The following is a 25,301-nucleotide window of genomic DNA, read 5'->3' as shown; positions in this document are numbered from 1 at the left end:
GAAAGGGTGCTCTGCGCCGGCGCAAAATGTCGCTTCGGACAAGTTATGAATATACGCGGCGCCTGCGAAGTGCTTGGATTATGCGTGACGTCGCCAGAACTACAATTGAGCCGCTGCAACTGAAATCGTCGGCGTTGCGCGGGGGGCGGGTAAGCTGGCGTGATATGGAAGAGAAGGCTGCGATATGGCTGACAATGAGTTTGAAAAACGTGGGTCTGAAACGAGCAGCAAACGCGCCGGCAAAGGTATCACACGTCGCGACTATCTTGGCGGCGTCCTGGTGGGAACCGGCGCGGCGCTCCTGGGCGGTTTGACGCCGCGCGAATTGCTCGCGCAGACCATGAAGGGTGAAGCGGCGCCGAGAGCTTACCCTGCTGTCGACCCGGAAAAGGCCGCCTTGTTCGACGGCCCAAGCGGAATTGGCGATTATCGCGGCAATAACGGCAATACCTGGGACGTATTGTCCCGCGCGCACCGAATCCGCGACGGCGTTTTTGAGCAAACCGATGTCGATGCAGCGTCGGTTGAAGACGGCGAATACGACGTCGTGATAGTCGGTGGCGGCGGCGCCGGCGTTGGCGCGGCTTATCGCCTGAAAAAAGAGCGGGGCGATAATCTTCGCGTTCTTATTCTGGAAAACCACAATATTTTCGGCGGTGAAGCCAAGCTCAACGAATTCGAAGTTGACGGCTATAAAATCTACGGCCCCCAAGGCTCGAACATGACCTATGTGCCGAGCGAGTCCGGCCAAACCGTTCTGAACTTCGATCTGCTTTATGACGAATATAAAGATATCAAAATGCCGCTTGAGTATTCTTGGACGCCGCTGGCCGGAACCAAGAAGAATCTGGAATTCGATGTTTCGAATTTCATGTTCATGGTGCAAGCGACAATTTCCGACAGCATCGCCTATTACAATCAATCCGGGAAAAATCGGGAAAACCCGAAGCCTGTACGAAATCCGTGGATGAAAGGGCTTGAGGGGCTGGACCTCGACCCTGAAGTTCAACGCGACCTGATGAAATGGCATTGGGAGCTGGTGCTGGACCGTCCCAAAGAAGGCCTTGAAGAATGGCTCGACCAGATGACTTACGAAGAGTTGCTGGTCGATGTTCATGGCCTGAGGCCGGAAGTGGCGCGGTTTTGCGATCCGCTTTTGGCGAGCGCCTTGGGCCTCGGATCGGACACCTGCTCGGCCTTGATGGCGACGCTTCATCTGGGATTGCCCGGGGCGGCGCTGGCCAGCGAGACCGATCTCGACGCGATGAAGGATCCGAGCCGAAAGGCTTTGACCGATTGGCTGGTCCGCAACCGGATTGCATGTTTCCCTGGCGGCAACAGCTATGTGTACCGCTATTTTCTAAAAAACGTCATGCCGGACGCAATTGAAGGCGGGTATGAACCTGGCGATGTCCAGTGCAATCCCGTCCGTTTCGACCGTCTGGATGTTGATGGCGCGCCGTTCCGTGTTCGCCTGGGCGCAACCGCGATTGACGTTCGCAACCGACAGGGCGACGGAAACCTAGACGGCGTGCGGATCGTCTATGAAAAAGACGGAAAGCTGCATGCAGTTCATGCGAAATCCGCCATTGTGTGTTGCGGAAGCTGGGTCAGCCGCCACATTGTGAAAGGCGCGCCCGACCGCCTCCAAAAAGCGCTCTCAAGTTTCGTGCATGCGCCGGTGGTGGTCGCCAATGTCGCCTTGCGCAACTGGAAATTCATGGAGAAAATGGGCGTCACCACGGCGCTCTACTTGAATGGTGATTTCGGGTTCAGCTGCAACATCCGCCAGCCCTTGAATATAGAAGGCTATGAAGCGCCGTTCGATCCTGAAAAACCGATCGTGCTGACTTTCTACGCGCCGCTCATGGAGAATGGGCTGCCCGCTAAGGCGCAAGGCGCCGCCCTGCGCTGGGAACTCTTCAACGCGCCCTTCGCCGAGATTGAGAGCCGAATTCTTTCCCAAATGAATGCGCTGTTCCGCCGGGGCGGGTTCAAGGCCGAGCGTGATATTGCGGGCATCACGATAAATCGCTGGGGGCATGCCTATGTCGTGCCGCAGCCGGGTTTCATGTATCCGGCAGGCGGGGGGAAATCCAATTCCGACATCGTGCGCGAAGGGTTTGGCCGAATCTTTTTTGCACACAGCGAATTGTACGGCGTTCAGGCCTTTATCGGCGCCGTCGGAGAAGGACAGAGAGCGGCGCGCCAGGCGCTCTCCTTTGTCTAGACTGATCTTCGCCAACGGCGGACCGGCGGCGCCGGCGAAAGAGCCGGCAGGCTTTCGCATCCGAAAGCGGGTCGCGCGTTCACAAGCGCAGTTTCATGAAGGGTGAAAGAAATGGCAGACCAGGATTTGATCAAAGCCGAATGCGAAAAATACATACGCGCCTTTCTCTCTGCCGACAGCCGGCTCATGGACGGGGTGTTTCACGAACGGGCGTTCATCTATGGCGCCATCGCCGGCGAGGATTGGAGCGGCGATCCCAAAGCGTTGGCGCAATTCTGCGATTCAGCTCCGCCAAGCGCGCAACAGGATGTTCCGCCCGGCGCGATAACCGTTCTCGCGCTTGCCGGAAATTCCGCGGCCGTCCGGGTTGACGTTCAGACCGACGCCGGTCTGAGCTTCGCCGAGTTCTTTGTCATGCAGAAAATCGACGGCGCATGGCGCGTCGTCGGCAAGGCGTTCAGCAGCCTATAAGGCTGTATTTTTTCTATTCAGACTTCGTTATCAATATATATTTTTTATATGATTGAACTGCTTAATAAAGTCAATCATCCTCAATGTCGCGCCCTGGAAAGCGTTTTCGGCGAATTTGCGGCCGGTTGCCGGTCGCGCGTTTCGGAGATCGAATGCTCGTGGAGTACGTCTCGAGAGCAAATTTAAGCTGGCTGGCGGCAATGGCGCGGGGCTGTTCTGAACACGCCGTGATATTCAGGGCGCGGAGAACAGGCCGATGAGCTCTTATTACCGAATAGGCATCGATACTGGCGGCACCTTCACCGACGTCGTGCTCGCGGATGACCAAGGCCGTATGTTGATCGGCAAGGCGCTGACGACAAAGGAAAAGATCTCGCAGGGCATGCTGGAGGCGATTGGCGTTGCCGCGGAACAGCTCGGCGCCTCGACGGCGGACGTGCTCGCGAAAACGCAGCTTCTCATTTATGGTTCGACGCGCGCGACAAACGCGATCCTCGAAGAGAAAACCGCGCGCACGGCGTTGATTGTCACCGAAGGATTTCCGGACGTCTTGGTGCGCCGGGAAGGCGGCAAGGAAAACCCCTGGGACTTTACCCAACCTTTCCCGGAGCCATACGTGCCGCGCCGCCAGACATTCGAGTTGCCTGAGCGCATGACCGCGGAAGGCGAAATTTTCAAACCGTTCGACGAGGCGGCGGCGTTGGAAATCATCAGCAGGCTGCGGCAGGAAAACATCGAAGCCGTCGCCGTGTGCCTCCTTTGGTCCATGGTCAACCCGGCTCACGAAGAGCGTTTCGGCGCGCTTCTCGAACAGCATATGCCCGGGGTTCCCTATACGCTCTCGAGCAGGCTCAATCCGGTCATTCGCGAATATCGCCGCGCCTCCGCCGCCGCGATCGACGCTTCCTTAAAGCCGCTGATGCAGGAGCACCTGCGGGAGATGGAGACAGATTTGCAGGCGGCGGGGTTTCGGGGGGATCTTTTGCCGGCGACGTCGCTGGGCGGCGTCGCCGCCGTGGGCGATGTTATTGAACGTCCGATCCTGATGGTGCGCTCCGGACCCGCTTTGGGGCCGGTTCTGGGCGCCGCTTATGCGGAAGCCGAGACCGGGGATCAGAACGTCATTGTCTGCGATACGGGCGGAACGAGTTTCGATGTCAGTCTCGTGCGCGACGGCCGGCCGGTGCGCAGCCGCGAAACCTGGCTGGGCGGGCGCTATAGCGGCCATCTGACCGGGCTGTCGGCGGTGGATGCGCGCAGCGTCGGATCCGGCGGCGGGTCAATCGCCTGGGTCGATGCGGGCGGGCTGTTGCAGGTCGGTCCGGAGAGCGCCGGCGCCATGCCCGGACCGGCGTGTTACGGCCGGGGCGGGGACAGAGCGACCGTAACGGACGCCGCTGTCGTGCTCGGTTATCTTGATCCGGATTATTTTCTCGGCGGCCGGATGGCCCTCGATGTGAAGGCGGCGCGGCAGGTCGTGGGCGGGATTGCCGACCGCCTCGGCTGCTCGCTGCATGAAGCCGCTTACGGGATCATGACGATCGCCAGCGAGCATATGGTCGAAGCGACAAAAGAGATCACCATCAATGAAGGGGTCGATCCCCGCGACAGCCTGATCATCGCCGGCGGCGGCGCCGGCGGTCTCAATCTGGTGTTGATCGCGCGTGAGCTCGGCTGCAAGCGGCTTTTATTCCCGCGCACGGCGGGCGTCCTTTGCGCATGCGGGGCGCAGTTCTCCGACATTGCGCGCGAATGGAGCGCCAGCCGGGTGATGCGCTCTGACCGCTTCGACCTGGCGGAAGCCGGCGAGGTCTTGGATCACTTGCGCGGCGAAATGGCGGCTTTTGAACAGACATTTGAAAACTGGCGAGTGGAAGGCTTCCGCCAGGAGTTTATTGTCGAGGCGCGTTATCTCGGTCAGGTTTGGGAAATCGAGATCCCGCTGCAATCCGATCTGAAAACGCAACAAGACGTCGAAGCATTGATTGCGCAATTTCACGACGCCCATGAAGCCATATTCGCCATTCGCGACGCGAACGAGGTGATCGAATTCATGCAATGGCGCGCGCGTATGACGGCGCAGTTAAAAAAACCGGCGATGGAGGCGGTGCTCGAAGGCGGCGCCCAGGAGCCCGCCGCAGCGAAGCGCATTTCCACCTATTTCCGGGAAACCGGCGAGGTCGAAATTCCTGTTTATCAGGGCGAGACCCTCAAGCCGGGCATGCGCATCGAGGGGCCGGCGCTGATTGCGGAGCCCACCACGACGATTGTGCTTCACGCCGGCAGCGAAGCGCGCGTGACGGCCCTGGGCAATCATATGGTTGAGATCGATGTCTAGGTCTCGGAAAGAATCGAAAAAGATGGCGCGAAAAGAGGGCGTGGAACCCACAACCGACAGCCAGCTCGACCCGATCCTCGTGTCTGTGTTGGCGAACCGTTTTGATGCGATCGTTCGGGAGATGACCAATACGCTGTTCCGCACAGGACGGTCGGCGATCCTCAACACCGCGAAGGATTTTTCCTGCTGCATCGTCACCAACGATCATAATCTTTTGTCCGCTGTGGACAGCTTGCAAATTCACGTCATGGGAGCGGGATTGCAGACGCCGTCCATCCATGAATTTCACGACGATGTTTGTGAAGGCGACGCCTTCTTGCATAACGACCCGTATCTCGGGAATACGCATATAGCGGATCACACAATTCTTGTTCCTGTGTATGTGGACGGAGAACATCTCTTTACGTCCTGCGCGAAAGCCCATCAGGCCGATTGCGGAAACGCCCAGCCAACGACTTACATGCCGTTTGCGCAGGATGTTTATGAAGAGGCCGGACTGGTTTTCCCTTGCGTCCGAATTCAAAAAGATTATCGCGACATCGATGACATCATCCGGATGTGCCGCAGCCGGATCCGGGTGCCTGACGTATGGTTCGGGGATTATCTGGCGACGCTGGGCGCTGCGCGCATTGGCGAGAAGCGGCTGAAGGAGCTGGTGGCGCGTTACGGCCGGGAGACGGTCGTCTCTTTCGTCAGGGAATGGCTTGATTATTCGGAGCGCCGGATGGGGCACGCCATCTCGCAATTGCCGGCGGGAGAATTGCGCGCCTCCAGCTGTCATGATCCGCTGCCGGGTCTTCCCGACGGCGTGCCCGTAAATGTGACCATCCGCGTGAAGCCGGAAGACGAGATCATCGAAGTCGATCTTCGCGACAATGTCGATTGCGTGCCGGCGGGGATCAATCTTTCGGAAGCGTCGTCGAGGACGTCGGCGATGATCGGCGTTTTAAACTGCGTTGACTCCAGCGTGCCGCGCAATGGCGGCAGCTTTCGGCGGATCAATGTGTTGCTGCGCGACAATTGCGTCGTCGGCAAGCCGAAATTTCCGGCGTCCTGTTCGATGGCGACAACGAACATGACGAACCGGCTGATCAATGCGACGCAACGCGCCTTCTCCGAGCTTGGGAGTGAATACGGTCTCGCCGAGGGCGCCGCCTCCATGGGGGCGGGACTTGGCGTCATTTCCGGCAAGGACGCACGCTCGAATGGCGACGAGTATGTCAACCAGATTTTGCTCAGCAATAATGGCGGGCCGGCGTCGCCGGTTTGCGACGGCTGGGTGACTTACGGAATGCCCGATTGCGCCACGACGACGCTGGTCGACAGCATCGAGATTTGCGAGCTGAAATATCCGATATTGGTCCGCTCGCTTCACTTGCTGAAGGATTCCGGCGGCGCCGGAAAATTTCGCGGCGCGCCGGCGCACGAAATTGTTTACGGCCCGCGCTTTGACAAGATGACGGTCGCCTATTTCGCAGAGATGAATCAGCATCCGCCTCTTGGCGCGCGCGAAGGCCTGCCCGGGGCGATGTCTTATGTGCGCAAAATTGAAAAAGACGGATCGGAGACCGATCTGCCGCCCATCGGGGTGACGGAATTGGAGCCCGGCGAATGGATAAGGGGCGCCGAAAGCGGCGGCGGCGGTCTCGGCGATCCGCACGAGCGCGATCGTGAACGCGTGCGCCGCGATCTTGAAGAAGGCTGGGTGACGCCGGAGGCCGCCGCCTCCGTTTACGGATATCGGGGTGAGTAGTCCGCGCGAATACATATCGGGGAAGGTGGCGCCGCCATCATATTACGGCAAAGGAGAAATGCATGAGGGGATATATCAACAACAGGGGCGGGTTATCTTGGACCGCGGCGCTTTTGAGCGTCTCGACGCTTGCGCTGGCCGCGGGCGGCGCAAACGCACAGGAAAGCCAAGGCGGGGTGGACTCCATCGTCGTGACGGCCACAAAGCGCGAACAGAACGTCAATGATGTCGGCGCGGCCGTTAATGCGTTTTCAGATGAACAGCTGCGTGACCTTGGGGTCGAATCCAGCACGCAGATAGCCCAGCAAAGCGTCGGCGTCTATTTTGCCGAAGGGCCGCTTTCTCACCTGCCGCTGAGCAATATTCGCGGCGTGTCGCAAAATGACTTTACCGGTTATCTTGAGCCGCCGAACGCGATCTATATCGATCAGGCCTATATCAGCTTTCAGGGCGCGACAGCGTTCCAGCTTTATGACATCGATCGGGTTGAAGTGATCAAAGGCCCGCAAGGCACGCTTTTCGGGCGAAACGCAACCGGCGGCCTTATTCAATACATCACGAAAGCGCCGACGCGCGAGACCGAGGGATATGTGAAGCTTTCCGGCGGCGAGCTTGGCAAATTTTCATCCGAAGGCGCAGTCAGCGGTCCCATCTCGGACAGTTTAAGCGGGCGTATTTCCGGCCTCTATTCAAGAACGTCCCCTTACATCGATAACCGCGCCGGCCAGGATCTGATGAAATTCAATGACTGGAGCATTCGCGGTCAGCTGCTGTGGGAGCCGACGGACGCCTGGTCCGACAGGCTCATTCTCAGCTACTCGGATCAGGATCATAATTTCGCCTTTCAGCATTCATCGACGGGATTCGATCCGGTCAGCGGCCTGGAATACGACCTGCCGATGGATGAAAACTATTACGGCAATTGCGAAGGCTGCGATCCTGGCGGATATGTTGACACGGACGGCGATCCGTTCAAAGTCGCTCAGGACGCGCCGGGTCTGTTCGATGCGCAAACATTCAACACGACGAACATTCTCACCGGGGATCTCAGCGAATCCGTTACTCTCACATCCGTGTCGAACTATGTCAGTTACGAATATTCCTATCAGGAAGATTCCGACATGACGCCGCGTTATGGCCTGCTTGGCCAGCGCACCGGCGATTATAATCAGTTCAATCAGGAGCTGCGGTTGCAGGGAGACGCCGGCGATTTTCGTTGGGTCGGCGGCCTCTATTTTCTGTGGCGCGACACGGATGACACGGCGAACCAGACTTTCGGCGTGCCGTGGCTGGATGACGTGCTTGCGAGCTTTGGCGAAATTGCGCCGGGCGACCTGCTTGGCCTCGGCAATGAAGACCGCCTGTTCTCCGATTTTTCGATGGAGACAACGTCTTACGCCGCTTTCGGCCAGTTCGAATATGATTTCGCACCGCAGTGGACGCTGATCGGCGGACTTCGGTATTCTTATGACTCCATCGACTACAGTTTCGTCATGGATGAATTTCTCGATGACGTTCCCGCCGCCGGCGCTTTCGGGACGACCAATTTTACGCCGGCGACAGTCGGCGATCTTGCTGAAAACAACAAAGGCGAATGGTCCGGCCAACTCGCTCTGAATTACAAGCCTCGGGACGGCGTTCTGCTTTATCTCAGCGGCAACCGCAGCAACAAGGCGGGCGGATGGAACGCGCCGTTTACAGGCGGCGCAGTGTTGCCGCTCGATCAGGAAATCCTGACCTCCATAGAGGGCGGCTTCAAGGCGCTCCTCGCCGACGGTAAAGTCCAGTTTAACGCCAGCGGTTTCCATTATTTTTACAAAGACTATCAGGGCTTCACTTTCGTCAACTTGGCGACGCTGCTGACCAATCTCGATGCGGACGTCACGGGCGGCGAGGTGGAGATTGTCGCAGCGCCAGGCGAAGGCTGGCGGCTGCGGTTCGCCGCCGGCTATCTCGATACCATGGCGGATACGAATGTTCCGACCGCGACGGGTGTGCGGGATTCGGTCTTGCCGCTGGCGCCGAAATGGAACCTCAACGGATCCATCGGCAAGGAATGGCCGGCTTTCGGCGGAACGGTGTCGATCAACGCAAATGCGGTTTACACCAGCGAGCAGTATTCCGAAGTGCTGAACGCGCCGGCGGGCCGCATTCCCGAGCGGATAATCGGGAATGTCCGCGTTGCATATCTGACGGGTGACGAAAGCCTCCAGTTTGCGGTGTCGGTGCGCAATATCGGCGACGATGAGAAGCCGATTTTCCGCATCCCGACGCATGTGGGCTTTACCCAGAATATGTATGATCAGCCGACGCATGTTCTGGCCGAGATTACATACGGCTTTTAACAGCGCTTTCCGCGCAGCTCTCTAATGGGCTGCGCGGAGAAGAAACGGAAAGATTTTGCAACATACAGTAACGCTGCGCCAATTATTCTCGCTTGGCGTGGGAACGATTGTCGGCGTCGCCTGGCTGATCGTGCTGGGCGACGCTATGATCAATGCAGGACCGATTGGCGCCATCCTGGCGTTCGCGATCGGCGCCGCCTGCATGATCCCGATCGCGCTCTGTTATGGCGAGTTGGGCGGGATCATGCCGCAGACCGGCGGCGAAATCGTCTACGCGCAGAAAATTTTCGGGGATAACGCGGCCTATGCTGCGGGCGTTTCTCTCGTTGTCATTTATCTCATTAATTGCGTCTTTTTTGGCGTTTCAGTCGGCTGGCTTGCGAATGAGCTGGTTCCGGGGCTCAAAGGCCCGCTGCTTTACACCGTATTGGGAAATGAAGTTCACGCCGGCAGCGTTGGCGTCGGCATGGTTTGCGCCGGTCTGATTGCGTATGTGAATTATCGCGGCGTGAAATGGGCGACGGCGTTTCAGGATATTGCGACGTACACGCTTATTGCTGCGGCCTGCCTGTTGGTCATCGCAGGGTTGCTTTTTGGGTCGGTTGAAAATCTCCAGCCGTTTATCAAAAAAACCGATTGGGGCTGGGGCTGGGGCGGCGTTCTCGGCGTGCTGGCTACGACGCCGTATTTTTTCGGCGGTTTCAGCACGATCCCCCAGGCTTTGGGAGAGTTGGCGAATAAGAGCGACAAGAAAAAGATCGGGCATGTAATCAACGCCTGCATCTTCTTTTCCCTGCTTTTTTATAGCTTCGTCATTTTAGCCGTTGGAATGGTGCTGCCGTCCGGACGCCTTGAAGAGTTTGAACTTCCGATCGCCGCCGCCTTTGAGAACGCTTTCTCATCTCCATTGGCGGGAAATTTCGTGCTTGTCGCGGGTATTGGCGGCTTGTTGGCGGTCTGGAATGCGCTTTTCTTCGCCGCGACGCGCGCTCTTTACGCGATGGGACAGCGGGGCCTGTTCCATCCGGATTTATCCCGATTGCATTCAACCGCACAGTCGCCGGTCGCTGCGATTGCAGCGGTGTCTCTGATTAGCATCGCGGGGTTGTTTCTCGGACAAGGCTTCCTCTTGCCGGTTGTGAACATGACCTCGACATTGCTCGCGGGAATGTACCTGTTGGTCACATTGGGGTTGTTGAAGGCGCGCGCCCAACGAATTGGGGCGGACGCATTGCCGCCCTTTGTTGCGCCGGGCGGCAGGCTGATGATCCTGGCCGGCGCTTTCTTTTCAGCATATCTCGTCGTTTTGTCTCTGGTGCAGCAGTCGGCGGCGGCCGGTTGGCGCTGGCCGCCGGAATGGTCAGTTCTGCTTGGCGTCCTGGCTGTGGCGTTCGCATTCCGCATACGGGAGTTGCGTCGCATTAAGCCTGCAAGTAGTTAGAGCGTGTTGCGTGTCTGTTGAAGCTTTCGCAATAGCCGTTCTCCCAAGGCGATCCGGGCTCGATGTAGAGCGTCTTTACAGCCAGCTTGCCGATTCAATCCCGCACAGCCTGTGCGATAAGCTCCGGCCCATTATTGTTAGAACGAATGTGCTGCGGCGACCCATGCCTGACGAAGAGCTTACCGAGAATACACAGCGCGTCCTGACTGTTGAGTTTTCGGCGGACATGGATTGCGAGGCATTCCCGGGTGTATTCATCAATGACGCACAGCATGCGAAAGGCCCTGCCGTCATGGGTTCGATCCATCACAAAGTCATAGCTCCAGACATGGCTCTTCGCTGCCGGCCGAAGCCGAATGTATGAACCGTCATTCAGCCAGAGCCGGCTGCGTTTCGGTTGCTTTTGCGGAACTTTGAGCCCCTCACGCCGCCATATGCGTTTCACCCGGGTTAGACTGATACGCCAGCCATCTTGTTCGAGCAGCCAGTGGATGCGTCTATAGCCATAGCGGCCGAACTTCGAAACCAGGCGAATGATCGTTCTCGTCAGAACATCTTCATCCGCCCGGCCTGTCGGCTTTCTGCGTTGCGTTGAGCGATGTTGTCCCAGAACTTTGCAGGCCCGCGTTGGTTGTCTACATTATGCATGCATCAGTTGCTGCCTCTACTCGTAAGTAAAGGCTTGTAGAGTTTATGATATGCAATTGGGGAGACATACATGAACTGGAAGGTTTTGGCCTGCTCGCTTTGTCTTCTGGGCTCGCTCACCGTAAATGTCCCGAGCCTCGCGCAATACGCGCCAACTTATGTAGAAAAGTCAGGTCTTACATTGACTTGCTATGCGCGTCACCGCGCTTCCGGCAGCTTTGTGCCGGTGATAGGCGTCAATGGCAACGCACGAGGATATTGGGGATACGCAACCTATCAGCCAAACGGCCAACCCGTGATTATTTTTGATCCTCAGTTTTTGCTACCCTATCCAGATGTAGTCGCACGCTATGTCTACTATCATGAATGCGCGCACCTAAAATATGAAACGTCAAATGAGATTGAAGCGAGCTGCAAGGGGTTGATAGACATGCGAAGCGCCGGCCATGTAACGACCGCGGGGGAGAACGCACTCAAACGAGTTCATTATTCGCTCGGCCCGTTAGAGCCGAAATATGGCGGGTCGGGCAAAGCGCTTTGGGACCTGACCGTGAAATGCGCTAACGGGAACTAGCATGACGGCCTCAACAGGCGACTAACGAAACTGGGTCAGGTACCAACAAATGTGCCATTTGTACCAACCGCTCGGCCAGCGCTGCGCATGTTTGCGGGAATGTGGGGAAGTTTGCGGGGGGCTGAAAGCGTAAGCATTTCAGCACGTTAAAACGGCGCTGAACAAATTTCAGCGCCGGTCCGCAAACGTCAGAAAAGTGCAGATGGTGCCCAGGAGAAGACTCGAACTTCCACGACCGTAAGGCCACTGGCACCTGAAGCCAGCGCGTCTACCAATTCCGCCACCTGGGCAGGTGAAGGACGGCTCGTTTACGGGATGCGCGCCTTGGCTGTCAATTGTGTTTGGCTGGCGGGGCCGTGGGGCTGAGGCGTCCCGGAAAGGCGGCGGCGCCCCGAACCGGACTGGGAGAGGAGAGGGGCGCGATCTGGCGGGCGGGGCCCCCGCGCGGGAGGAGGTCTCCCGCGTTTGGCGGACGGCGGCTCCAGGACCCGGGTGAGAGGGCCGCCAAGGCGCCCCAACGCGGCGGCTCTCTCGCTGCAAGCCGTTTTTCCGGCGCGTCCGCCCCGGAAGGCAAGCGCCAGGCCGGTTCTGGCGGCCCCGCGGCGTTCGGGACGATTGTCCCCGGCGCGGAATTCGGATAGGTCCCTGAGCTTGAAATCGGCCCGGATTTGCGGGTCTTGCATCAGGCGATGGAAAGGCCGCGCGCGGCGCGGCGGAGGCGACGGAACGTGACGGGAAAACTGGCGGTCGTTTTTGGCGGATCGGGCTTTTTGGGGCGTAATGTGGTGCGCGAGCTTGCCAAGCGCGGCTGGCGCGTGCGGGTCGCCGTGCGCCGGCCGCATCACGCGGGGTTCCTCAGGCCCATGGGCGCGGTCGGTCAGATCCAGCTCAAACAGTGCAATGTCCGCCACGCGCCGTCGGTGGCCGATGCGCTTGCCGGCGCCGACGCCGTCGTCAATCTCGTCGGGCTTTTATATCAATCCGGGTCGCAGCGTTTCGATACGGTTCAGGCCGGCGGCGCGGCGACGGTGGCGCGGCTCGCGGCGGAAGCGGGGATTGAAAATCTCGTTCATGTCTCCGCCATCGGCGCCGATCCTGAGAGCGAAAGCCAATACGCTCGCACCAAGGCGGAAGCCGAGCGCGCCGTTCGCGAGGCCGTGCCGGGCGCGACGATCATCCGCCCCTCCATCATCTTCGGTCAGGAGGATGAGTTCTTCAACAAGTTCGCAACCATGGCGAGTCTGTCGCCGGCGCTGCCGCTGATCGGCGGCGGCAAGACGAAATTCCAGCCCATCTATGTGGACGATGCGGCGGACGCAGTCTGCGCCGCGCTGGAGCGCGCCGACGCCAAGGGCAAAACCTACGAGATCGGCGGGCCGCGCATTTATACGTTCCGTGAGCTGATGGAGTTGATGCTGGCGGAAACGGGCTTGCGCCGCATTCTTTTGCCCGTGCCGTTTCCCGCAGCGTCTTTGATGGGGCTTGGCGGCGAGATCGCCGGCGTGCTGCCTTTCGTGGAGCCGCCGATCACGCGCGATCAGGTGAGGCTGTTGAAGAAAGATAATGTGGTCGATGCGAGCGGCGATGTGGGCGTCCTCGCCGATCTCGGGGTCGAGCCGGACACGCTTGAGGCGATCCTGCCGAGCTATATGGTGCGCTACCGCAAATACGGACAGTTCGCCGAGCACGCGGCCTGAGCGGTCAAGACGTGTAGCCGTCCGGATTCTGGCTTTGCCAGCGCCAGTGATCGGCGCACATTTCGTCCAGCGTTTTTTCCGCCCGCCAGCCGAGCAGCTTTTTTGCGCGTTCCGGATTGGCGTAGATTTCGGCGATGTCGCCGTCGCGCCGCGGCGCGATGGCGTAAGGAATGTCGCGGTTTGAGGCGCGTTTGAAGGCGTTGATGGCTTCCAGCACGGAATAGCCGGTTCCCGTGCCGAGATTGACGTCGAGCGCGCAGCCTTCTGCGCATGTCGCCAGATAATTGAGCGCAGCCGCATGGCCTTTTGCGAGATCCGTGACATGGATGTAATCGCGCACGCCGGTTCCGTCCCGGGTCGGATAATCGCCGCCGAACACCGACAGTTTCTCGCGTTTGCCGACCGCAACCTGCGCGATGAAGGGAAACAGGTTGTTGGGAACGCCGTTAGGGTCTTCGCCGATGCGGCCCGAGGGGTGCGCGCCGACGGGGTTGAAATAGCGCAAATTGACGACGCGCCAGTCGGGATCGGAACGGGCGATGTCTTTCAGCATTTCCTCGATGAAAAACTTCGTGCGCCCGTAAGGGTTGGCGGGGCCGGTCGCGGCGTTTTCATCCACCGGATTGGCGTTGGTTTCGCCATAAACGGTGGCGGAGGAGGAAAAGACAATGGTTTTTGCATCCGCCGCTTTGAGCGCATCGATCAGCGTCAGCGCCGAGCCGAGATTGACGCGGTAATAGCGCGCCGGCTCGGCGACGGATTCGCCGACGGCTTTGAGGCCGGCGAGATGAACGGCGCCGTCGGGCTTGAAGGCTCTGACGGCCTTGACGATCATGTCGCGCTGGGCCTCGTCGGCCATGTCGGCTTTCAAAAGGTCGACATCGCCTGTGGCGAGCTCGCGAATGCGCTCCACGGCTTCCGGATGGGAGTTTGAAAAGTCGTCGATGATGAGGAGCGCGTCGCCGCGCGACAACAGTTCGACCGAGACATGGCTGCCGATGTAACCGGCGCCGCCGGCGACCACGATGCGCGAACTCATGAGGCGTTCTCCGGCAGGCGGCGCAGTTTCTTGCCGCGGGAAATCTTCAAACGCGATGCGATTTGCTGGCGCAGCATATTGTCCGCGGCGTTAACGAAACGCAAAAAGGGCTGCTCGGGCCGGCCCATGAAAGAGGTGACGTGATAATAATCGGCGCCGTCGGGCGAAGCGGCGCTAAAATAATAGTTGCTGACGCAGCAGCGCGCCGCGTCCGCGACGACCGGGTTCACTGAATGCCAGGAGGTTCTGTCCGTCTCCATGATGACGAGCCGGTTGAACAGGGAAGGGATTTCGAGCGGGGTTTTCACATGGCTGTCCCAGAGCTCCAGATTGCCGCCATGCTCGGCGCGCCAGTCGGGGCTCACATAGAAAAGCAGGTTCAGACGGCGATAGCGCGTGCGGTCCGCATTGTGAGAGTTGTCGATATGCGGGTTCAAGAAATCGCCCCGGTCCATTTTCGAAACGCCGCCGGCGTAAAGGCTCGGATCGGGCTCAAGATCGCGCATGCCGGTGATGGCAGCGACGGCGGCGACCACGTCTGGCTGTTGAAAAGCGTCGGTCGCCGCGCCGATAAGCGGATCGATCCGGTCGAGCTTGGCGAAAGTCTTTTTGCGCTCGCGGAAACTGTCGAGCCGGCGCCAGTCTTCGCTTTCCGGCGGGAAGGCGCGATAGATGCGCATGGTGAGACCGGGTTCGAGAAGATTGTCGATCATGACGTGACGGGCGACGCCCGCCGGGGCGCTTTCCCAGGCGCCTCGCAAAGCGTCTTCATCGCGCCTGAGGCGCGCGGCGACGGCGCCGGCAATGTCCTCGCCAATATCGCTTGTCATCGTCATGGGCTGTGCAAGGGGCTCCCGCGCGAATCGATCAGGGCGCCGATCCTCGCGCACTCGCGCGGCTTACTCAACCGTCACCGATTTTGCGAGATTGCGCGGCTGGTCCACATCGGTGCCTTTGGTCGTCGCCGTGAAATAGGCGAGGAGCTGCACAGGAACCGCATAGACGACCGGCGCCAGCATCGGGTGGGTTTTCGGCGTTTCGATGCTCGCCCACGCCCTGGCGCCGGCCGCGGCGATGCCGTCCTTGCAGGAAATGAGCAGCGCCTTGCCGTCCCGCGCCATCACTTCCTGCATGTTGGAGACGGTTTTCTCAAAATGCGCATCCATCGGCGCGATCACGGCGATCGGCAGGTTTTCGTCGATGAGGGCGATGGGTCCGTGCTTCAGCTCGCCGGCGGCGTAGCCTTCGGCGTGGATATAGGAAATCTCTTTCAGTTTCAGCGCGCCTTCGAGCGCCATGGGGTAGGAAACGCCGCGGCCGATATAAAAAACGCCCGTCGCCTTGGCGATGTCGCGGGCGATGGCTTCGATCTTGTCGCTTTGCTTCAGCGCCTCGGCGACAAGGCGGGGAATTTCCAGAAGCCCGCCGACAAGCTCTTTTTCCTCTTCGGCGGAAAGGGTTCCGCGTTCGCGTCCCGCCGCAATGGCGATGCAGGCGAGCGAGACAAGCTGGCAGGTGAAGGCCTTGGTCGAGGCGACGCCGATTTCCGGTCCCGCCGTCATGGGAAAGATCACATCCGCCTCGCGCGCGATCGAGCTTTCGGCGACATTGACGACCGCAGCGATCTGCTGACCGTTGGCGCACGCTTCGCGCAAGGCCGCGAGCGTGTCTGCGGTTTCGCCCGATTGCGAGATGAAAAGCGCGCCGCCGTTTTTCGTCCACGGGACGTCGCGATAACGCAGCTCCGACGCGACGTCGATTTCGATGGGCAGGCGCGCCCATTTTTCGAACCAGTATTTCGAAACGAGCCCCGCATAATAGGCGGTGCCGCAGGCGGAAATCGTCAGCCGGTCGAGCTTTTTGAAATCGAACGCGCCTTTCGGCAGGCGCACGGTCATTTCCGCCGGATCCACATAGCGCGAAATCGTGTGGGCGATGACTTCCGGCTGTTCGTGAATCTCCTTCGCCATGAAATGGCGGTGACCCTCTTTGTCGACGAGGCCCTGACTGGCGCTGGAGATTTTTTCGGCGCGCGTCACCTTTGCGCCGGACTCGTCGCGGATGTCGATGGAGTCGCGCGTCAGCACCGCCCAGTCGCCTTCTTCGAGATAGGTGATGCGGTTGGTGAAGGGCGCCAGCGCATAGGCGTCCGAACCGATGAACATTTCGCCGTCGCCGCGCCCGATGGCCAGCGGGCTGCCTTTGCGCCCGCAGATCATCAGATCTTCCTCGCCGGAGAAAATCGCCGCGAAAGCGAAAGCGCCGCGCATCCGGCCGATGGCCTTCTTGAAGGCTTCAGCGGGCGTCAGATTTTCGTTTTCGAGATAATAGGTGATGAGCTGCGGACAGACTTCCGCATCGGTCTCGGATTCGAAGACCGCGCCTTTTTCTTCCAGTTCGCGGCGCAGCTCGGCGAAATTCTCGATAATGCCGTTATGGACGACCGCCGCGCGGTAGGTTGCATGGGGGTGGGCGTTGGTCTCGTTCGGCGCGCCATGGGTCGCCCAGCGGGTATGGCCGATGCCCGCCGCGCCGGGCAGGGGGGCGGTTTCAAGGACGGCGTCGAGATTGACGAGCTTGCCCGGCGCGCGCCGCCGGTCGAGCCGGCCGTCATGGACAGTGGCGACGCCGGCGGAATCATAGCCGCGATATTCAAGCCGTTTCAGCCCGGCCATGATCCGGGGAACCGCCTCTTCATTGCCTAAAACGCCGATAATCCCGCACATAACGCTTCCGTCTCGCTTAGCCGCTGTCCGGCGGCGATATCCGCCGACTACGGCCTCAATATAGCAAAAATCCGGCCATCCCGCGTAGCCTCGCCCTCATATAATGGTAAGGCGCGCCAGCCTTTCTTTTAGTTAAGGCGCGCGCGGGCCATTGTACACGGGGGCGCAGTTTACTTTATGAAGGGCTTTGCTATGCCCTCGCCGTTTTAACCAAGACGGGGATGCTCCAGGAGGCGATTGATGAAGGTTTTGCGCATGGGCTTGATTGGCGGTCTGATCGGGCTTGCCGTCGCGCTGGCGCCGCAGCTTGCGGGCGCCGCCGACGAAGACGGGCGCGGCGAGCCGATCAATCTCGGCTATATCGAGAATGTGGCGGTGGGTAACAAGGCGCTGGCGATGAAGGGCAAGCTCGACACCGGCGCGGATACGAGCTCGGTGCACGCCTATAATGTCAAAGTCTACAAACGCGGCGAAAACGATAACTGGGTGAAATTCCGGCTTATCGGCAAGGACGGCCGCGCCATTCGCTACGACCAGAACGTCATCCGCTTCGTCCGGATCAAGACCAAGACCGGCGGAACGATCCGCCGTCCGGTCATCCATCTGCCGCTCTGCGTCGGCGGGCGCTGGGGGCGGGCGGAGCTCAATCTCGCCGACCGCGGGGATTTCGAATACGATATTCTGATCGGACGGGAATTCCTCGCCAACCGGGTGCTGGTCGATTCCGGCCGGACCTTCGTGGCTGAAGAAGAATGCGAACGCGCTGATGAAAACTAAAGCCCGCCAGGCGGTGATTTTGGGCTTCGCCCTGATCGCCGCCGGCCTTGCCGTTTTCCTGATCAAGGCGGCGCTTCTCGATTATCCGCTGACCCCGGGCGAACGCGCGACGCTCTGGAATTTCGAGCTTTACATCGAATTCGACGGGCGCAATCAGCCGGCCCGCATCGAAGCCTTTCTGCCGCCGAGCGATGTCGGGCGCGCCTTTTTGCAGGAAGCGTTTTATGACGGCTCCTTCGGGCGCAGCCTTGTGGGCGAACCGGAAACGCGCAACCGCAAGGCGGTCTGGACCTACCGCTATCCCGCGAACAAGAAAGTGCTGCGCTACGCCGCGCAGACCATGGGCGAGACCCAGTCGACGCCGTTGCCGCTGTCCTTCCGGGAATCGAGCGCGCAGGTGACGCCGTTCGAGGCCGACCCGGTCAAGCGCCAGGCCTTCATCGTGCTTTCCGGCAATCTGCGCCAGCGCTCCGCCGACGAACGCTCCTTCGCCGATCTGGCGATTGCGGAAGCCTTTGAGGAACGCAGCGGCGGCGAACCTTATGCGGATGAAATCTCGGCCCTGCTCGATGAGAGCACAGGCGTCGCCGGGCGGCTGGAACTCGTGCGCCAGCTTTTGAACTCGCAGGGCATTCCGGCGCGCATCGCCGGCGGCGTCTACCTGACGGAGACGAGCCGGCGCATCGATCCCCGGCGCTGGCTTGAATATTATGTTGACGGCGAGGACTTCCGGTTTTTTCCGGGCGGCGCGCCGGCGCGGTTCTTCACCATCTGGTACGGGCCGGAGCCGCTGCTTGACGCGACGGGGGTCGACAATCTCGACTTTCAGATCGCCTTGAAGTCGGAGGAGACGTCCGCCGCCGGCGTCGCGGAAAACGCGCCGGGCGCGCTCGGCGCGTTCGGCCGGTCCATCGGCTTCGGTTCTCTGCCGCTGACGACGCAGCTTGTCTATCAGGTGCTGATCACCATTCCCGTGGGCATCACCCTGCTTGTTTTCCTGCGCCAGTTCATCGGCTTCACGACCCTCGGCACCTTCATGCCGGTGCTGATCGGCATCGCCTTCCGCGAGACGGCCTTGTTGAACGGCGTTCTTCTGTTCTCGCTGCTTGTGGCGCTGGGGCTCGCGCTTCGGTTTTATCTCGAGCGATTGCAATTATTGCTTGTGCCGCGGCTGGCGGTGGTGCTGATTTTCATCGTCATGACCATGGCCGTGTTCGCGGTGATGATGACCGGCGCCAATCAGGCCATGGGGCTTTCGATTTCGCTCTTCCCCATGGTGATCCTCACCATGACGATCGAGCGCATGTCCATCGTCTGGGAGGAAAGCTCCGCCGGCGAAGCGATCAAGCAGGGTCTCGGCTCGCTCGGCGCCGCCGCGCTCACCTATCTCGCCATGACCAATCCGCAGATCGAATATCTGATGTACCGTTTTCCCGAGCTCTTGCTCGTGCTTATGGGGCTTTGCGTTCTCATGGGGCGCTATACGGGGCTTCGGCTGTCCGAGCTCTGGCGTTTCAAGGCGCTGGCGGGGTAAGCCATGCTCAAGACCTTTAAAGCGCTCAGGGCGAACGGCGTCATCGGCATCAATGAACGCAATGTCGCTTATGTGAGCGCGCTCAACCCCCGCAAGTTTCTCAATCGCGTCGACGACAAGCTCTTGACCAAACAGCTAGTCGAACCGGCGGGCATTCCGGCGCCGGCGCTTTACGGCGTCATCGAGAACGCCCGCGACATGAAGCGGCTTGAAGAGTTCATCGGCCATCCGGACGGTTTCGTCATCAAGCCGGCGCAGGGCTCGCAGGGAAAAGGCATCGTCGTCGTCGAAGGGCCTTTGAAAGGCGGCTGGCGCCTGTCGTCCGGCAAGCGCATCGATCTCGACGCCATGAAGTTCCAGATCAACAACATGATTTCAGGGATGTATTCCCTCGGCGGCCAGCCGGACAGGGCGCTGATCGAATATCGCGTGAAATTCGACGACGTTTTCGGCAAGGTGTCGTTCCGCGGCGTGCCGGATATTCGCTTGATCGTCCTCAAGGGCATTCCCGTCTTCGCTATGCTGCGCCTGCCGACCGCGGAATCCGACGGCAAGGCGAACCTGCACAAGGGCGGCGTCGGCGCCGGGATCGATCTGGCGACGGGCCGGACCATGCAGGCCATGCAGCACGACAAATTCGTCGAGATACATCCCGACACCGCCCATCCGCTCGAAGACATCCAGACGCCTTACTGGGACGAAATTCTCCTGATGGCGGCGAAATCTTATGAGGTGACGGAGCTTGGCTATATCGGCGTCGACGTGGTGCTCGACCGCGAGAAGGGGCCGCTGCTTCTCGAGCTCAATGCCCGGCCAGGCATTTCGATCCAGATCGCCAACCGAAAAGGAATGCGCTTCGTACTTGAGAAAGCGATGGCGCTCGGCGATGAGGCGCGCACGCCCGAAGAGCGGGTGGCGATTGCGAAAACGCTGTCCGATGCGGCGCCGGTGAAGCCGGGCAAGCTCGAACCGGCGGTTTCTTAAGTCGCCTTGATCAGGTCCGCCGCTTTTTCGGCGATCATGATGGTCGGGGCGTTGGTGTTTCCTGAAACTAGGAACGGCATCACGGACGCGTCGATGACGCGAAGCCCTTCGACGCCGTTGACGCGGCATTCAGGATCGACGACGGCCTCGGTGTCCGAGCCCATGCGGCAGGTCCCCACCGGGTGATAGATGGTGTCCGAGCGTGCGCGGATGTCGGCTTCGAGCGCATCGTCGTCCGCCGGTTCGTCGAGATAAAGCCGCTTGCCCCGGATTGCTTTCATCGCCGGCGCGTCGAAGATCCGTTCGACGATGCGCGCGCCTTTTTTGAGGCGTTTCAAATCGTCTTCGTCGTCAAGGAAATTCGGGTCGATGGCCGGCGCCGCCAGCGGATCGGAAGAGGCGAGGCGCACGGTCCCGCGTGATTTCGGGCGCAAGACGCAGACATGGCAGGAGATCCCGCCGCCGAGATGTTTCTTGCGCCCATGATCGTCCACTATGGCGGGCAGGAAATGCAGCTGCACGTCGGGTTCCGGCTCTGAATGGTCGGTTTTCAAAAAGCCGCCTGCTTCGGCGATGTTGGTGGTGAACGGGCCTTCGCGGCGCTTCCTGTAAGCGTTGAGGGCGGGCAAAGCGCGCATCGCCATGCCGACATGCATGCCGATGCTGTCGCCCGACTTCGCCTTGTAAAGCGCGGCCCAGTCGAGATGGTCCTGCAGGTTTTCGCCGACTTGCGCCCGGTCGGCGACCACGTCGATCCCGTGCTCGCGCAGATGCGCCGCCGGGCCGACGCCGGAAAGCTGCAAGATCTGCGGCGACTGGAAGGCGCCGGCGGCAAGAATGACTTCGCGTTTCGCCGAAACGAATTTCTTCGCGCCGTTTTGCGTGACCTGAACGCCGGATGCGCGCTTGCCGTTGAAGGTCACGCGTTCTGTATGGGCGTTCGTCACGACGTTGACATTGGGCCGCTCCGTCGCCGGATGCAGATAGGCCCGCGCGGCGGAACAGCGCTGGCCGCCGCGCTGCGTCACCTGATAATAACCTATGCCTTCCTGGGCGGCGGCGTTAAAATCGGCATTGGACGGCAGTTGAATTTCAGATGCGGCTTCGAGAAAAACATCCGATAACGGATTTTTATAGCGTAAATCGCACACCGAAAGAGGTCCGCCGACGCTGTGATAGGCGTCGGAGCCGCGTTCATTGTCTTCGGCTTTGAGGAAATAGGGCAGGACGTCGTCCCAGGCCCACCCGTTAGCGCCATGGGCCGCCCAGCGGTCGTAATCGGCGCGAGAGCCGCGGATATAGATCATGGCGTTGATGGAGCTTGACCCGCCGAGCGTTTTGCCGCGCGGCTGATGGCCGTTGCGTCCGTTCAGGTGCTTTTGCGGCACGGTGTCGAAGCGCCAGTTCAGGGGCGCCTTTTCGCCGAAAAAGGCGAATCCGATGGGTGCGTGAATGAGCGGATTGTCGTCCGGCCCGCCTGCTTCAAGGACGCAGACGGTGACGGCCGGATCTTCCGACAGCCGCGCCGCCAGCGTGCAGCCGGCCGAGCCCGCGCCAACGATGACATAATCGAATTCGCCGAGGCTTTCCCTCATGCTTCCACCCTTTTTGTTTTTATTCGGCGCGCATCTTGTACGCGTTTTTGCGAAGCATAGGGCTGGCGCCCGCGCCGTTTAAAGGATTTTGCGCACAAAGGAGATGATTTTATCGGTCTTCGCCGTATAGGGCGGGTGCAGCAAGGCGCTGCTTGCAAACCGGCTTTGATAGAAGACCGGTTTTAGATGCGAGAAGGTGTTGAAGCCGGTCTCGCCGTGATAAGCGCCGATGCCGCTCTTGCCGACGCCGCCGAAGGGCAGGTTTTCCTGCGCCACGTGCCAGAGCGCGTCATTGACGGTGACCCCGCCGGAAACGGTCTTTTCAAGCACCTTGTCGCGCGCCGCATCACTTTCGCCATACCAGTAGAGCGCCAGCGGGCGGTCGCCCTTATTCACATAAGCGATGGCCTCATCCGTTGAACCGATGGGCAGGACCGGCAGGACGGGCCCGAAAATCTCTTCTTTCATCACGGCGGCGTCGGCCGGGGGATCGACGATCATGGTGAGCGGCAGCTTTCGTTGCGGGTAGAGCGCGTTTGAAGAGCCGATCTCGACGATTTTCGCGCCGCGGTCGCGCGCTTCCTCGACGAGGGATTTCAGCCGCGCGAAATGCCGGTCGGAGATGATCGAGGTGTAATCATGCGTGGTGTCGATGGCGGGGAACATTTTCCGCGCCGCCGCGGCGATGGCGTCCACTGTCGCGTCGACCTTGTCGCGCGGCGCCAGGACATAATCCGGCGCGACGCAGGTCTGGCCGGCGTTCAGCATCTTGCCATGGGCGATGGAGCGCGCGGCGGTCTCGATATCGGCGCTCTCATCGATGATCGCCGGAGATTTGCCGCCGAGTTCGAGCGTCACGGGCGTCAGGTTCTTTGCAGCGGCCTCAGCGACGCGCTTGCCCACGGCGGTCGAGCCGGTGAAGAGAAGATGATCGAAGGGCGTTTCGGTGAAAGCCTGGCCTGTCTCGACCCCGCCGGTGACGACGGCGCACACGCTTTCGTCGAATTCCGACGCAATGGCGGCTTTGAGGGTTTCGGCAAGGTGCGGGGTCAGCTCGCTCGGCTTGATCAAAACGCGATTGCCAGCGGCGAGGGCGGCGATGGCGGGGGCGAGCGCAAGCTGCAAGGGGTAATTCCAGGGCGAGATGATTCCGACGACGCCCAAGGGCTGCGGCTCGATGCGGCTGCGCGCGGGAAGCATGTGCAGGGGCGTCGGCGCGCCCCGCGGCTGCATCCATTTTTTGAGGTTCTTTTTCGTCAGCTTCGCGCCGGAGACCGTGACGACGATTTCGGCGATGACCGTTTCCTGGCGGGCGCGATTGCCGAAATCCGCGTTGATCGCCTCGATAAAGGCGTCTTCATTGGCCTCCGTCAGCCGGATGATGCGGTTGAGATTGGCGATTCGCTCCTCATAGGAGGGAAAGGGCGCGGCAGCGTAAGCCTCTTTTTGCAGCGCGAAGAGACGGGCGAGTTCGCGCTCGCCGTCGGTCCGGCCTTCTGACGGGGTGTGGGCGGCGTCTGCGGCCATGGGGCCTCCTCGGGAGAGTTTGGAGCGGATTGTAGATGATCGGGAAGGTCTGTCCAGCCGCCCGGGCGCCTTTCCGGAAACCGCGAAATCACGTGATATTCATGCGTGTAAGGAGGAAAGGCGGCGGCAACGCGTTCGCCCGCCTTCGTTTCACCCCGTCTTCGTTTCACTGTGGCGCGCCATCACGCTTCGTGACGCTTCGGCTCGTCGCGCCGAAGCTAAATTTCGCCTCCAGCAAAATCAGCGAAGACGGCTGACGGAGCTGGACGAAGAAAGATTAAACCGGGTTGCACAAGCAGCCGACCGGCCGCCGGGCGGTCTGCCCGCCCCCGCGGAGGACGTCGCGAAGCGATCGTCCGCGAGCGATATGATGGTGGCGCTGGAAGCAGGAATATCGAACGGATGGCTCGCCTGGCCCTAGCCGCGATCAGTCCGCCTTCGTTCCTTCGGAACTGCGGCGCGACAGCCTTCTTGCTAATCTCGCTTCGCTCGATAAGCGGCGAAGGCTGGTGGAGCTGAGGGGAATCGAACCCCTGACCTCGTCATTGCGAACGACGCGCTCTCCCAACTGAGCTACAGCCCCGATCCAGGGATCCCCTAGCCAGAAGTCATGGCCGGGAAGGGGCGGCGTCTTGAAAAAGGGCGCGGCCCCATTTGGGAAGCGGCGTCTTACGGCTTGGCGGGGCGGAATGTCAATTGGCCCGTTGGCGGCCCTTTGGCGGCTTGATTGAGGCCCGCCCGGCGCTGGCCCGCGGGCCGGTTCCGGCGTAAACTTGAGGCGTCGCCAAGGAAAGGGCTTCGCCCATGCTGATGCTGCTTCTCGCCGCGCTTCTTTCCGCCTCGAAATCGGAAATTCCGCCGGATCTCTGGGCCTGCTCCAACGATATCGAGGTCTGGTGCGCGGTGGACAGTTGCGCCGCCCGGCCCGAGGCGGAAACGACGCCCATGGCCATCGCCGCCCGGCGCAGCGGCGAATTCTCGGTCTGCGCTTATTCGGGCTGCTGGGAGGGCGAGGCGCAGACGGCCGATGTTGGCGGGCGGCTCCTCTGGGCGGCGGACGACGTCCCGTTCTCGAGCCCGCCGGAGGGCGGCTTTACGGCGGATGTCTCGCTTTTGATCATCGAGGCCGAGGGCGTCGGCTTCGTGCGGGTCGGGGGCATTGCGAGCCCGCTCCTGTGCCTGCGCCGGCCCGTGGATGAAGGGGCCGGAGAATAGGGCGCGGTTGCGCCCTGGGGCGACGCGCCTTACATGCCGGGTTGCTCTAAACGCCTTGCGCCGCTCCGGAAAAAAGGCCCGAACGGAAGGATCGTCCGCCCATGGCCATGATCGCCTATATCGTCAACGCGCTCATCAATCTCTATGTGCTGGTCCTGTTCGTGACGATTATTTTGAGCCTGTTGATCAGCTTCAACGTGGTCAATCGCCATAACCAGTTTGTCGACATGATCTACCGCACCGGCGTGTCGCTGACCGAGCCGCTGCTGCGGCCCGTGCGCAACATGCTGCCCGCCATGGGCGGCATCGACATCTCGCCGATCATCGTTCTGATCCTTGTTCGGGCGGTGCAGATCGGCCTTAATACGTATGTCTTCAGTCCGATGATCTCCTCCGGCCTTTAAGGC

The 25,301-nt window shown here is 60.5% G+C and carries 18 protein-coding genes, 2 tRNA genes and 1 pseudogene; 13 read left to right on the top strand and 8 right to left on the bottom strand.

All coding sequences use genetic code 11. The features are described 5' to 3' along the window. Nucleotides 1-184: 184 nt before the first annotated feature. From CW354_RS19675 to CW354_RS19650, 6 genes are all read left to right on the top strand, one after another. The gene (locus CW354_RS19675; protein ID WP_104831757.1) at nt 185-2,230 is read left to right on the top strand and encodes an NAD(P)-binding protein; all 2,046 of its coding nucleotides are present in this window, start codon (nt 185-187) and stop codon (nt 2,228-2,230) included. A gap of 111 nt (nt 2,231-2,341) precedes the next feature. Then, nucleotides 2,342-2,701, top strand: coding sequence for a nuclear transport factor 2 family protein (locus tag CW354_RS19670; RefSeq protein WP_104831756.1), 360 nt, complete (start codon nt 2,342-2,344; stop codon nt 2,699-2,701). A gap of 256 nt (nt 2,702-2,957) precedes the next feature. Continuing rightward, nucleotides 2,958-5,039: a hydantoinase/oxoprolinase family protein gene (locus CW354_RS19665; protein WP_104831755.1), complete on the top strand. Its 2,082-nt coding sequence runs from the start codon at nt 2,958-2,960 to the stop codon at nt 5,037-5,039. A gap of 40 nt (nt 5,040-5,079) precedes the next feature. Beyond that, complete coding sequence (locus tag CW354_RS19660; RefSeq protein ID WP_165793848.1) at nt 5,080-6,792, top strand: hydantoinase B/oxoprolinase family protein; 1,713 nt, start codon at nt 5,080-5,082, stop codon at nt 6,790-6,792. Between the two features lie 62 nt (nt 6,793-6,854). Further along, nucleotides 6,855-9,137 (top strand): TonB-dependent receptor, encoded by a 2,283-nt coding sequence (locus CW354_RS19655; RefSeq protein ID WP_104831753.1) that lies wholly within the window; start codon nt 6,855-6,857, stop codon nt 9,135-9,137. 55 nt (nt 9,138-9,192) lie between these two features. Continuing rightward, nucleotides 9,193-10,578, top strand: coding sequence for an APC family permease (locus CW354_RS19650; RefSeq protein ID WP_165793847.1), 1,386 nt, complete (start codon nt 9,193-9,195; stop codon nt 10,576-10,578). A gap of 16 nt (nt 10,579-10,594) precedes the next feature. Here CW354_RS19650 and CW354_RS19640 read toward each other — a convergent pair. After that, nucleotides 10,595-11,203 (bottom strand): annotated as a pseudogene (locus tag CW354_RS19640) (DDE-type integrase/transposase/recombinase); the annotation flags it as partial. 93 nt (nt 11,204-11,296) lie between these two features. Here CW354_RS19640 and CW354_RS23210 point away from each other — a divergent pair. Further along, nucleotides 11,297-11,800: a hypothetical protein gene (locus CW354_RS23210; RefSeq protein WP_133162390.1), complete on the top strand. Its 504-nt coding sequence runs from the start codon at nt 11,297-11,299 to the stop codon at nt 11,798-11,800. 203 nt (nt 11,801-12,003) lie between these two features. Here CW354_RS23210 and CW354_RS19635 read toward each other — a convergent pair. Then, nucleotides 12,004-12,090 (bottom strand) — tRNA-Leu (locus tag CW354_RS19635). A gap of 438 nt (nt 12,091-12,528) precedes the next feature. Between CW354_RS19635 and CW354_RS19630 the strand changes: the two genes are divergently transcribed. Beyond that, a complete protein-coding gene (locus CW354_RS19630; RefSeq protein ID WP_207764925.1) occupies nt 12,529-13,497 on the top strand; it encodes a complex I NDUFA9 subunit family protein in 969 nt (322 codons plus the stop codon). Nucleotides 13,498-13,501: 4 nt separating this feature from the next. Here CW354_RS19630 and galE read toward each other — a convergent pair whose 3' ends face one another. The 3 genes from galE to glmS all read right to left on the bottom strand — a co-directional run bounded on the left by galE (nt 13,502) and on the right by glmS (nt 17,262). After that, nucleotides 13,502-14,536 carry a UDP-glucose 4-epimerase GalE gene (gene galE, locus CW354_RS19625; protein WP_104831749.1) on the bottom strand — a complete coding sequence of 345 codons (1,035 nt, stop codon included), beginning with the start codon at nt 14,534-14,536 and terminating at the stop codon, nt 13,502-13,504. Then, nucleotides 14,533-15,372 carry a 2OG-Fe(II) oxygenase gene (locus CW354_RS19620; protein ID WP_104831748.1) on the bottom strand — a complete coding sequence of 280 codons (840 nt, stop codon included), beginning with the start codon at nt 15,370-15,372 and terminating at the stop codon, nt 14,533-14,535. Before CW354_RS19620 ends, galE begins: the two co-directional genes overlap by 4 nt. A gap of 63 nt (nt 15,373-15,435) precedes the next feature. Beyond that, nucleotides 15,436-17,262, bottom strand: coding sequence for a glutamine--fructose-6-phosphate transaminase (isomerizing) (gene glmS, locus CW354_RS19615; RefSeq protein WP_104831747.1), 1,827 nt, complete (start codon nt 17,260-17,262; stop codon nt 15,436-15,438). A gap of 240 nt (nt 17,263-17,502) precedes the next feature. On the opposite strand from glmS, the gene CW354_RS19610 reads away from it, so the two are divergent. From CW354_RS19610 to CW354_RS19600, 3 genes are read left to right on the top strand one after another with little or no spacing between them, the layout of a single operon-like run. Continuing rightward, nucleotides 17,503-18,039 (top strand): ATP-dependent zinc protease family protein, encoded by a 537-nt coding sequence (locus CW354_RS19610; protein WP_104831746.1) that lies wholly within the window; start codon nt 17,503-17,505, stop codon nt 18,037-18,039. Continuing rightward, nucleotides 18,029-19,573: a UUP1 family membrane protein gene (locus CW354_RS19605; protein WP_104831745.1), complete on the top strand. Its 1,545-nt coding sequence runs from the start codon at nt 18,029-18,031 to the stop codon at nt 19,571-19,573. Before CW354_RS19610 ends, CW354_RS19605 begins: the two co-directional genes overlap by 11 nt. A gap of 3 nt (nt 19,574-19,576) precedes the next feature. Beyond that, nucleotides 19,577-20,557 (top strand): alpha-L-glutamate ligase-like protein, encoded by a 981-nt coding sequence (locus CW354_RS19600; RefSeq protein WP_104831744.1) that lies wholly within the window; start codon nt 19,577-19,579, stop codon nt 20,555-20,557. On the opposite strand, the gene CW354_RS19595 is transcribed toward CW354_RS19600, so the two are convergent. The 3 genes from CW354_RS19595 to CW354_RS19580 all read right to left on the bottom strand — a co-directional run bounded on the left by CW354_RS19595 (nt 20,554) and on the right by CW354_RS19580 (nt 24,262). Next, entirely contained in the window at nt 20,554-22,152 is a 1,599-nt protein-coding gene (locus CW354_RS19595) for a GMC family oxidoreductase (RefSeq protein ID WP_104831743.1), read from the bottom strand. The two genes, CW354_RS19600 and CW354_RS19595, sit on opposite strands and share 4 nt — an antisense overlap. 78 nt (nt 22,153-22,230) lie before the next feature. Then, nucleotides 22,231-23,679 carry a coniferyl aldehyde dehydrogenase gene (locus CW354_RS19590; RefSeq protein WP_104831742.1) on the bottom strand — a complete coding sequence of 483 codons (1,449 nt, stop codon included), beginning with the start codon at nt 23,677-23,679 and terminating at the stop codon, nt 22,231-22,233. A gap of 507 nt (nt 23,680-24,186) precedes the next feature. Continuing rightward, nucleotides 24,187-24,262, bottom strand: a tRNA-Ala gene (locus CW354_RS19580). A gap of 221 nt (nt 24,263-24,483) precedes the next feature. On the opposite strand from CW354_RS19580, the gene CW354_RS19575 reads away from it, so the two are divergent. Both CW354_RS19575 and CW354_RS19570 read left to right on the top strand, forming a co-directional pair. Further along, nucleotides 24,484-24,894, top strand: coding sequence for a hypothetical protein (locus CW354_RS19575; protein ID WP_104831740.1), 411 nt, complete (start codon nt 24,484-24,486; stop codon nt 24,892-24,894). Between the two features lie 101 nt (nt 24,895-24,995). Next, the gene (locus tag CW354_RS19570) at nt 24,996-25,298 is read left to right on the top strand and encodes a YggT family protein (RefSeq protein ID WP_104831739.1); all 303 of its coding nucleotides are present in this window, start codon (nt 24,996-24,998) and stop codon (nt 25,296-25,298) included. The last annotated feature ends 3 nt before the right edge of the window (nt 25,299-25,301 follow it).

This window comes from Hyphococcus luteus, assembly GCF_002943565.1.
Taxonomy (GTDB): domain Bacteria; phylum Pseudomonadota; class Alphaproteobacteria; order Caulobacterales; family Parvularculaceae; genus Hyphococcus; species Hyphococcus luteus.
The sequence above is the reverse complement of the archived record's forward strand: the minus strand, read 5'-3'. Positions and strand labels throughout refer to the sequence as shown.